The 9,429-nt window shown below is 66.7% G+C and carries 10 protein-coding genes; 6 read left to right on the plus strand and 4 right to left on the minus strand.

Translation table 11 applies throughout. From position 1 onward, the window contains the following. Positions 1-196 precede the first annotated feature (196 nt). Positions 197-586, minus strand: a complete 390-nt coding sequence (locus tag ASE31_RS20950) for a thioredoxin family protein (protein ID WP_057203719.1) — start codon at positions 584-586, stop codon at positions 197-199. A gap of 151 nt (positions 587-737) precedes the next feature. On the opposite strand from ASE31_RS20950, the gene ASE31_RS20955 reads away from it, so the two are divergent. Together ASE31_RS20955 and ASE31_RS20960 are read left to right on the plus strand one after the other, a co-directional pair. Then, entirely contained in the window at positions 738-1,232 is a 495-nt protein-coding gene (locus tag ASE31_RS20955; RefSeq protein WP_057203861.1) for a rod shape-determining protein, read from the plus strand. A gap of 58 nt (positions 1,233-1,290) precedes the next feature. Next, complete coding sequence (locus tag ASE31_RS20960) at positions 1,291-1,623, plus strand: DNA-binding transcriptional regulator (protein ID WP_057203720.1); 333 nt, start codon at positions 1,291-1,293, stop codon at positions 1,621-1,623. Positions 1,624-1,649: 26 nt separating this feature from the next. On the opposite strand, the gene ASE31_RS20965 is transcribed toward ASE31_RS20960, so the two are convergent. Together ASE31_RS20965 and ASE31_RS20970 are read right to left on the minus strand one after the other, a co-directional pair. After that, positions 1,650-2,642: a tripartite tricarboxylate transporter substrate binding protein gene (locus tag ASE31_RS20965; RefSeq protein WP_057203721.1), complete on the minus strand. Its 993-nt coding sequence runs from the start codon at positions 2,640-2,642 to the stop codon at positions 1,650-1,652. A gap of 42 nt (positions 2,643-2,684) precedes the next feature. Further along, positions 2,685-3,782 (minus strand): beta-propeller fold lactonase family protein, encoded by a 1,098-nt coding sequence (locus ASE31_RS20970; protein ID WP_057203722.1) that lies wholly within the window; start codon positions 3,780-3,782, stop codon positions 2,685-2,687. 436 nt (positions 3,783-4,218) lie between these two features. Between ASE31_RS20970 and ASE31_RS20975 the strand changes: the two genes are divergently transcribed. From ASE31_RS20975 to ASE31_RS20990, 4 genes are all read left to right on the plus strand, one after another. Beyond that, the gene (locus tag ASE31_RS20975; protein ID WP_007857619.1) at positions 4,219-5,196 is read left to right on the plus strand and encodes a tripartite tricarboxylate transporter substrate binding protein; all 978 of its coding nucleotides are present in this window, start codon (positions 4,219-4,221) and stop codon (positions 5,194-5,196) included. Between the two features lie 41 nt (positions 5,197-5,237). Next, positions 5,238-6,149, plus strand: a complete 912-nt coding sequence (gene kdgD, locus ASE31_RS20980; protein ID WP_057203723.1) for a 5-dehydro-4-deoxyglucarate dehydratase — start codon at positions 5,238-5,240, stop codon at positions 6,147-6,149. Positions 6,150-6,282: 133 nt separating this feature from the next. Further along, positions 6,283-6,744 carry a nuclear transport factor 2 family protein gene (locus ASE31_RS20985; protein WP_057203724.1) on the plus strand — a complete coding sequence of 154 codons (462 nt, stop codon included), beginning with the start codon at positions 6,283-6,285 and terminating at the stop codon, positions 6,742-6,744. A gap of 92 nt (positions 6,745-6,836) precedes the next feature. After that, entirely contained in the window at positions 6,837-7,796 is a 960-nt protein-coding gene (locus ASE31_RS20990; RefSeq protein WP_057203725.1) for a 2-hydroxyacid dehydrogenase, read from the plus strand. A 73-nt stretch (positions 7,797-7,869) separates the two neighbouring features. On the opposite strand, the gene ASE31_RS20995 is transcribed toward ASE31_RS20990, so the two are convergent. Beyond that, a complete protein-coding gene (locus ASE31_RS20995) occupies positions 7,870-9,141 on the minus strand; it encodes a M20/M25/M40 family metallo-hydrolase (protein WP_057203726.1) in 1,272 nt (423 codons plus the stop codon). Positions 9,142-9,429 lie beyond the last annotated feature (288 nt).

Consider the following 9,429-nt stretch of genomic DNA (forward strand, 5'->3'; position numbering starts at 1 on the left):
ACCTGCCCCATGGAGGTGGCCGCTAGTGCAATGTTTCATGCTTGATGGCACAAATAAAAAGGGCGGATTTTTGGTCCTGGCAAGGCGCAAACCACAGCGATACCGGGCGTATCGCGAGGATTTGCAACGCGGCCAGGGCCGAAAAGACGACTTTTTATGTGCCAGATAGCGTGAAACACTGCACTAGACCCCTACCTCAGCCCCCGCGTGCCGCACGCACGCGCTCGAACACCTCTTGCGCATCACCGCCCGCCGCCGGCCCGCCCTGCACCGCCTGCAGGCTGGAGAGCAGCCGCGCCAGCACAGGCGCCTGGGGCAGCAGAGGCCCAAGAAAGCGCGCGCTCGCGCCATCGGCGATCAGCAGGGTGGGAAAGGTCTCCACATCCAGGTCGCCCGCCAGTTCGGACTCATCCTCGATGTCCACCCACTCGAAACGCACCTCCGGGTGGGCCAGGGCCAGGGTGTCAAAGATGGCACGGTAGTCGCGGCAGGTGCCGCACCAGTTGGCGCACAGGCACACGGCCCACCAGCCCCCGGGGGTGCTGGCGGTGGGCGTGGCGTTGGGCGAGGCGGCCGGGCTGTGCATCTGCGAAATCCTTCGGGGCTGTGGCGTGCCACTGTACAACGGCTTGTGCCCGGGCATCTGGACTGTTCTGCCCATACCCAATACCGGTGCCAGGGAACTGGCCACCTGGGCCAGAATGCGCACAGATCCACCCGCCTGCAACGCCCAACCCATGCTCAAATCGCTGACGCCCTTGTTGTACATCGCAATATCACCCGAGCGCCTGAGCGTGCGCAACCCGAAAACGGGCGCCACCTGGGACGAGGTGCCCGAGATTGCCCTGCAGGACCAGCCAAAGCCGCTCATCCTGGCCGTTGGCAACCGGGCCCGCGAGGCAGCAGCCCGGACCGGCGCGCGCATCGCGACCCCGCTGGCCCACCCGCGCTCCCTGGTGTCGGACTTCGTGCTCGCACAGCAGCTGCTGAAGCACAGCGTGCGCACCGTGCTGGACGAGGGATCGTTCTGGCGCTTCCTGCCATCGCCCCACATCGTGTTGCACCTGCCCGCGAACCCCGAAGGCCGCTACACCCACGCGGAGCTGCGGACGCTCAAGGAGCTGGCCCTGGGCTGCGGCGCCAGCCGGGCCATGCTCTGGCAAGGCCCGCCGCTCACGGATGGCGAACTGCTCTCGGGCCAGTATCCGGCCACAGGCCATATCCTGGAATGAACACGCCGCGCGGTGGCTGGACGACAATGCCTGCATCCCGCCCACCCACGCACATCCCATGAGCCATCGCCCCGACACCCTTGCGCTGAACATGCCGATCCCCAGCGGCGACCAACTCAAGGCCGCGCGCACGGCCGCCGGATTGAGCCAGGCGCAGGCGGCAGAGCTGCTGGGCTATCCGCTGCAGACCGGCAGCCGGGGCGGCCTGCAGTCACGCACCTGGCAGGCCCTGGAGAGCACGAGCGACGAGCGCAGCATGCAGGGCCCGGTGTTCGCCATGTTCCAGCTGCTGACCGGCCAGCACCCCGAGTTCCGACTGGAACGCAAGCCGCCAGCAGGCAGTGCGCAAGACACAGCGAGCGACGGCGAGGAAGCCATTTCCCCCGAGTAGAGGCGCCGCGCCGCCCAACCGCTCGATCAGTCCACCTTGATGTTGGCGGCCTTGATCACCTGGGCCCATTTCTCGACCTCGGCCTTCTGGAAGGCGGCGATCTGCCCCACGTTCAGGTCGGCCGGCTCCATGCCAAAGCCTGCCAGGCGCTTTTGCATGTCCGGCTGCCCGAGGATCTTGCGGATCTCGTCGTGCAGGCGACCCACCACCGGCGCGGGCGTGCCGGCGGGCACGAAGATGGCCTGCCAGGACTGGACCTGGAAGTCCTCGAGGCCCTTGATGCCCGACTCCGCCACCGTGGGCACGTCGGGCATGGAGGCCAGGCGCTTGGGCGAGGTGACAGCAATGGCGCGCAGCTTGCCGCTTTGCACATGCGGTGCAGCCACCACGGTGGTGTCGAACATCATGTCCACCTGGCCTCCTATCACGTCCTGGATCGCCGGGCCGCTGCCCTTGTAGGGGATGTGCGTGAACTTCACGCCCGACTTGAAGCCCAGCAGCTCCACTGCCAGGTGCTGCGAGCTGCCCGTGCCGGCCGAGGCGGAGGACAGGCCGCCCTCCTTGGTCTTTGCGGCGGCCAGCACGTCCTTGAGCGTCTTGTAGGGGCTGTTGGCGGCCACCACCAGCACCACGGGGTTGGTGCCGATCAGCGTGACCGGGCTGAACGACTTGATGGCGTCGTAACCCAGCTTGGGGTACAGGCTGGCATTGATCGCATGCGAACTCACGGTGCCGCCTAGCAAGGTGTAGCCGTCGGGCGCCGCGCGCGCCACCACCTCCGAGCCCACGCTGCCCGCAGCGCCGGCCTTGTTCTCGACCACCACGGTGGTGCCCAGGGCCGTGCCCAGCTGCTGGCCGATCATGCGGCCCAGCGTATCGGTGGTACCGCCTGCGGCAAAGGGCACCACATAGCTGATGGTCTTGCCCGTGGGCCAGGTGCCCTGGGCAGCGGCGGGCAGCCCGATGAAGCAACTGGCAGCGGCAAAGGCCGCCGCAGGGATGAAGGTTCTGCGTTGCATGGTGTTTGTCTCCTGAGGTGAAAAGCGGATGAAAAGCGGTTTTCAGGGGAAGTCGACGATCTCGACCCAGTTGGGGTTCTTGCCGGCGGGCACGCGGGTGGGCGCGCCCGGGATGCCCGTGGCCGCATCGACGGGGTGCAGCGAGAGGCTGTGCGACTCCTGCCCTGCCGCGACCAGGAAGCGGCCCGAGGAATCCACCGCAAAGCCGCGCGGCGATTTTTCGGTGGGCACCTGGCCCAGGGGCTGCAGCTGGCCCGTGGAGGCGTCGACGCGGAAGCTGCTGATCGTGCTCGACGTGCGCTCGGACGCATACAGCGTGCGGCCGTCGGGCGACAGGTGCAGGTCGGCCGCCCAGGGCTTGCCGGCAAAGCCGGCGGGCAGCGCCGTGGTGCGCTGCACGGACTGCAAGGTGCCGCGCGCGGCGTCGTAGGCCATCACGTGCACGGCGGCATCGAGCTCGTTGAGCACATACATATGGCGTTGCGCACGGTCCCAGACGAAGTGGCGCGGGCCCGATTTCTCGGGCGCGACGGTGGTCAGCGCCGGCTCGTGGGCCGTGAGCCGCCCCGTCTCGGCATCGAAGCGCCAGGCCGAAAGGTTGTCGCCCCCCAGGCTGGTGGCGAACACATGGCGGTTGGCCGCATCGGCATGGATGGCGTGCGCGTTGGGCGCCGTGGGGATGAGCTGCTGCACGGCGCCCACGGCCCCGTCCTTGCCGATGCTGTTGACCGTGATCTTGTGGCCCGGGTACGAGGCGGCGAACAGCCAGCGGCCCGTGGCATCGGTGTCGATGTTGGCCATGCTGTCGGCAAGCGGCGCCTCGCCCAGCTTGCGCAACTTGCCGCTGGCGGGGTCGATGGCCAGGCTGACCACCCGGAACGGCTGGGAGCGCAGCGCCACATAGAGCACGCGCTTGTCCGGGCTGACCGCCATGGGCATGGCCATGCCGGCCAGGGGAACCGTCTCCACAGGCTTGAGCGTGCCGGCACTGCGGTCGAGCTCCAGCACGGACAGATCCTGGCTGTCGGCATTGGACACATACACCCAGGTAGCGGCCGTTGCAGCGGACCATGCGCCCAGCCACAGGGCGCTGGCAGCCAGGGGCAGCACCAGGCCGCGCCAACGAATTACACGGGTCATCAGTATTTCCTTTCAACAGGGGGAGACCGCACAGGCGGCGGATACAGGCATGCGGGCGACACGACGCAGCAGGGTCCCGCTTTCCATGAAAAGGACTGCACGTCATATGTCGTCATACAACATGGCGGATTGTGGAGCCGCATAGCGCATCTGACCAAAGGGATTACCCGAACCCGATTGCATGTTCCCTGGGCTTGCAGTGCATGCAGCGAAGAAACCGTCCCCGGCCAGCCATCCCCATAGGAGAATTAGGCGCCATCTACATCCCTCTGGAAACAGGCAACGGGCGATCGGCTCCGCTGCCGCAGGGCATCGGGCACCCCAGGCAGTCGCCCCATCGGCACTTTAATGCGCTCTTTTTTTGTAAGGGCAATTGTTTTTCTGCGCGCTTGGTTGTACGATGACTAGCAACAACAGTGAAACCAGGAGACAACACATGACACTCACCCGCCGCGACGCCATCCTGGCGTGCACCGCCGCCCTTGCCGCCACCACCGCCACGGCCCAGACCGCCGCAGAATGGCAACCCACCAAGACCCTGAAGCTGATCGTGCCCTACCCTCCCGGCGGCAGCTCGGACATCATTGCCCGCTCCATCAGCCAGCCCCTGTCGGAAGCCCTCAAGCAGACCGTGATCGTGGAGAACAAGCCCGGTGCCAACGGCAACCTGGGCGCGGACTTCGTGGCCAAGGCCGATCCGGACGGCTACACCATGCTGCTGTGCGACGTCGGCGCCCTGGCCATCAGCCCCTCGGTCTACACCAAGCTGTCGTTCGACCCTTCCAAGGACCTGCGCGGCGTGACCATGCTGGCTTACTCGCCCCACCTGCTGGTGGTGCACCCCTCGGTCAAGGCCAACAACCTCAAGGAACTGATCGCACTGTCCAAGACAGCGGACCTGAACTTCGCCGTCACCGCCACCGGCAGCGCACCGCACCTGGCCGGTGTGGCGCTGGAGCGTGCCAGCGGCGCGCGCTGGCAGTACATCCCCTACAAGGGCGGGGTCACGGCCATCCAGGACACGGTGGCCGGCCAGACCCAGGTGCTGATGAACGGCATGCTGGCCACCCTGCCCCAGGTGCAGAACGGCAAGCTCAAGGTGCTGGGCGTGTCCAAGTCCACGCGCATGCCGCTGATCGGCGACGTGCCCACCATCGCCGAGCAAGGCGTGCCCGGCTACGAGTCCGGCACCTGGCAAGGCATTCTGCTGCCCCGCGGCACGCCCGAAGCCGTGGTGCAGCGGCTGAACAAGGCGTTGATCACCGCCATCCGCTCGCCCGACATCCGCTCGCGCCTGGCCGGCCAGGGCGCCGAGGTGGTGACCATGACCCCCACCGAACAGGACCAGTTCTTCGCCAAGGAGCGTGCGCGCTGGGCCTCCGTGGTGAAGGCCGCCAATATCAAGCTCGACTGAGCATCCGCCTCTTTTTTCACATCACCAGCCCCGCCACCACCATGAACCCGCAAGACCTCAAATCCATCATGGGCTCCGGCCTGCTCTCGTTCCCCGTCACGGACTTCGACGCTGCAGGCGACTTCAACCCCAAGGGCTACGCCGCACGCCTGGAATGGCTGGCCCCCTATGGCGCCACCGCCCTGTTCGCCGCCGGCGGCACGGGCGAGTATTTCTCGCTCTCGGGCGCCGAGTACGGCCAGGTCGTCAAGACCGCCGTGGACACCTGCCGCGGCAAGGTGCCCATCATTGCCGGTGCCGGCGGCCCCACCCGCACCGCCATCGCCCATGCCCAGGAGGCCGAGCGCCTGGGTGCCCACGGCATCCTGCTCCTGCCCCACTACCTGACCGAAGCCGGCCAGGAGGGTTTGATCGAGCACGTGGCTGCGGTCTGCAACAGCGTGAAGTTCGGCGTCATCGTCTACAACCGCGACCGCACCAAGCTGACGGCCAATTCGCTGGCGATCCTGGCCGAGCGCTGCCCCAACCTGATCGGCTTCAAGGACGGCGTGGGCAATATCGAGACCATGTCCTCGATCTTCATGAAGATGGGTGACCGCTTCTCCTACCTGGGCGGCCTGCCCACGGCCGAGGTGTATGCAGCGGCGTACAAGGCGCTGGGCACGCCGGTGTACTCGTCGGCGGTGTTCAACTTCATCCCCAAGACGGCGATGGACTTCTACAAGGCCGTGGCGGCCGACGACATGGCCACGCAGCACCGGCTGCTCAAGGAGTTCTTCATGCCCTACCTGGACATCCGCAACAAGGTGGAAGGCTATGGCGTGAGCATCATCAAGGCGGGCGCCAAGCTGGTGGGCCACGACGCAGGGCCCGTGCGCGCGCCGCTGACGGACCTGAAGCCTGCCGAAATGGAGCAACTGAAAGCGCTGATCGACAAGCTCGGCCCGCAGTAAGCGCCTGAAAGGGCCTGGATCACCAGGCCCTTTTTCATTTCACGATCTCCATTCGCCTGGCCGTGCACGGGCGCGTGGATTTTCCCTGCGGCACGTACCTACATCCTCAAACACAACAATGGAGACAGACAAGATGTTCAAGAAAATCGTCCTCACAGCCGCTGCTGCCGTGGCAATCGCAGCCCTTACCGGCTGCGCGAGCAACTCGCCTGCAGCATCGTCCGCCGCGTCCGAGCAATCGGTGGCCGCTGCGGCCGAGCGCCTGCGCGTGGCCATGGTCGACCCCACGCAGGCCACACTGGCCCAGTTGGTGGCGGATGACCTGAGCTACGGCCACTCGGGCGGCCGCGTGGACACCAAGGACAGCTTCATCGGCGACCTGCTCGCCGGCAAGTCCGACTTCGTCACCATCGCCATCAGCGACCAGACCATCAAGGTGGTGGGCAACACCGCCATCGTGCGCCACACGCTCACGGCCGACACCAACGACTCGGGCAAGCCCGGCAAGGTGCAGATCAAGATCCTGGGCGTGTGGCAACAACAAGGCAGCCAATGGAAGCTGCTCGCCCGCCAGGCGGTACGCGTGGCGACGTAAGATTGCAGCCATGGGCTTCAGCGCGCCAGCGCTGCGGCCCGTTTTCAAAACGGCTGACCTGGCTCCCGGCGCCGGCCCATTTCCTCCTCTTCATGACCCAGCCCTCCAAGCCCCGCCTCCTGCAAATCGCCCGCTTGCCCCTTGCCGCCCTGGAGACCGATCTGGCCGCCCGCTACGACGTGGTCTGCCTGTCCGACCAGGCCGACCCGGTGGCCTTTCTGGCAGAGCACGGCGCCAGCTTCACCGGGGTGGTCACGTCCGCATCCATTGGCCTCAAGGGCGAAGTGATTGCGGCCCTGCCCCGCCTGCAGGTGATCAGCAGCTTCGGCGTGGGCTTCGATGCGCTGGACATCGCCGCGGCGCAGGCGCGCGGCATTCCGGTCGGCTATACACCCGACGTACTCAACGACTGCGTGGCGGACATGGCCTTTGCGCTGATGCTCGACGTATCGCGTGGCGTGGCCGCGAGCGACCGCTTCGTGCGCCGCGGCGAATGGCCCAAGGCCCGCTACGCGCCGCTCACGCGCGTGTCGGGAAAGCGCCTGGGGATCGTCGGCATGGGCCGCATCGGCCTGGCCGTGGCCGAGCGCGCCGCGGGCTTTCGCATGGAGGTCGGCTACTACAACCGCCGACCCGTCGAAGGCTCTGCGCTGCCCCGCCTCGAATCCCTGCTGGCGCTGGCGCAATGGGCCGACTACCTGGTGCTCACCGTGGCCGGCGGCGCCTCCACGCGCCACATGGTCAACCGCGAAGTGCTGGACGCCCTGGGCCCCAGGGGCTACCTGGTCAACGTGGCGCGCGGCAGCGTGGTGGACGAGGCCGCGCTGGTCGAGGCCCTGCAGCACAAGCGCATCGCTGGCGCCGGCCTTGACGTGTTCGAGAACGAACCCCAGGTGCCTGCGGCGCTGATGGCGCTGGACAACGTGGTCCTCACGCCCCACACCGCCAGCGCCACGCACGAAACCCGCCGCGCCATGGCCGACCTGGTGCTGGAGAACCTGGAATCCTTCTACGCCACGGGCGCGGTGCGCGTGCCCGTTCCGCTCGCCTGACGTGAAAAGGCCCCCGCCGGCGTGCACCGGCGAGGGCCAAAAAATACGCGCAGCCGGGACGCGCGTGGGTGCGTTACTTCAACACGCCTTTGGAAATATCCATGATCATGCGCGTGGCCAGGTACAGGCGCGGCACGATGGTGTTGACCTGCACGTACTCGGCATCGTTGGAGTGGGCACCATAGCCCGACAGGCCCATGCCCTCGACCACGGCGCCCTTGTTCTTCAAGGCCGCGAACGCCGCATCGGTACCGCCGCCCGTGGCCTTTTCGACCACGCTGAGCGGCAGGCCCAATTCCTGGTAGATGACCTTGCCGTAGCCGGCCACGCGGCGCGATGCCTCGCTGGCCTCCAGCGGTGGGCGGCGCACCTCGAACTTAACGTCCACTTTGGAGGCCGGGATGAGCTTGGTCTTGATCTTCTCTTGCAGCGATTTTTCCAGCCCATCAAAGTCCGCCACCTTCAGGGCACGCGCATCGGCTTGGGCCGTGGCCTCGGCGGGGATCACGTTGCGGTTGGTGCCGGCCTTGGAAACGGTCCAGTTGAGCTTGAGGCCCTCGTCGCTCTTGGACAGATCCTTCATCTGCAGCAACTGGTGCGACAGTTCGTACAGCGCGTTCACACCGTCCTCGGGCTTGGCGCCGGCGTGCGATGCCTTGCCCTGCACCGTGATGTAGGCCGCGCCGATGCCGCTGGTGGCAAGGCGCAGGGTGCCGTCGGTGCCGCCGCCTTCGAACGAGAACACCACGTCCTGGTCAGCGGCCACGCGGGTGATGGTGCTGCGCCAGCCGGGCGAGCTGATTTCCTCGTCACCGTTGATCAGCACCGTGAGCGTGCCGTAGTCCTTGAAGTTGAGCTTTTGCAGCAGGGCCACAGTGTGGATGATCAGGGCCACGCCCTGCTTGTCGTCAGAGATGCCCAGGCCATAGGCCTTGTCGCCCTCGATGCGGAAGGGCTGGCCCTTGAGCATGCCCTTGAGGTACACCGTGTCCATGTGCGCGATCAGCATGATCTTCTTGCTGCCCGTGCCCTTGAACACCGCCTGCACGGCGGGGCCCACCTTCTCGGGCGTGTCGTCCAGGCGGTAGACGTCGCTGGTCTGCAGCACGTCCACCGTGCCGCCCAGCTGCTTGAGCTGGCTGGCGATGCGCTCGGCGATCTGGTTCAGGCCCTCGATGTCCTTGCTGCCCGATTCGATGTGCACCAGGTCACGCAGGGTGTCGAGCAGGGGTTGCTGCTCCTTCTGTGCCAGGGCGTGGACTTCGGCCACGGGGGCGGCGTGGGCCAGGGCGGCGGCGAAGGCCAGGGAGAGGGAGGCGACCAGGGGACGAAGGGAATGGGACATGGTTTGGCTGCTTGCAACAAGTGAATGGCGAGGTCTGATTATGTTGCCGATAGCGGTCGCGTTTGCTTGCTGCATGCCTCGATAAAAGGCGGGAGCCGGGTCTCGGCCCGGCGGCCGAGGTACCTTTCTTTGAGTCGCCAAAGAAACGTACCCCAAAGAAAGGCGACCCCGCTGCCCGTGTCCCCCTCGCCCGGTGGGCGAGGGGGCTGCCTGCGACGCTCGAAGCTGGGGTGTGCCGCAGAACTCGCTGCGTTCTTCGAACTCCGCTCAAACAGCTGCGGCAAGCTA

The sequence above is a fragment of the Acidovorax sp. Root217 genome, assembly GCF_001428645.1.
Lineage (GTDB): Bacteria > Pseudomonadota > Gammaproteobacteria > Burkholderiales > Burkholderiaceae_C > Acidovorax.